1 pseudogene is annotated in these 422 nt (G+C 45.7%); it reads left to right on the top strand.

Features of this window, described 5'->3' with window-relative positions:
• Nucleotides 1–422, top strand: a pseudogene (locus FE392_RS19965) (hypothetical protein); the annotation flags it as partial.

The following is a 422-nucleotide window of genomic DNA, read 5'->3' as shown; positions in this document are numbered from 1 at the left end:
ACGGTGTCGCTGAAATCGATACGGGCATTGCAGGCGGCGGTAGACGGGAAGCTAGATAAAAATCAGAACGGGGCTGATATCCCCAACAAAAGACAGTTTGTAGAAAGTCTTGGCTTATCACAAACGGTGGTACGGGCAGAGAATGCGGTGGTGCGTGATTTATCTAACGGGGGAATACAAACAATACAAAGTGGACTGGCGATCGGCGGTTATCTGGATGCAGTTAATGAAATTTCATGTCGTACGGGCGGTACCAGAATCAATTTAAAAACCCATGGTAATGAACCACATATTGTTTTCAGATGGGATGAATCGCAATGGTATAACATAAATTTCCCCCGTGGTAGTGGGGTTGCCTTATCGCTGGGTGCTAACTGCTGGAATGATGAAAATGGTTACATCAGAAAATCCTCCCCCATCAT

Source organism: Xenorhabdus santafensis (genome assembly GCF_033949405.1).
GTDB lineage: Bacteria > Pseudomonadota > Gammaproteobacteria > Enterobacterales > Enterobacteriaceae > Xenorhabdus > Xenorhabdus santafensis.
The sequence above is the reverse complement of the archived record's forward strand: the minus strand, read 5'-3'. Positions and strand labels throughout refer to the sequence as shown.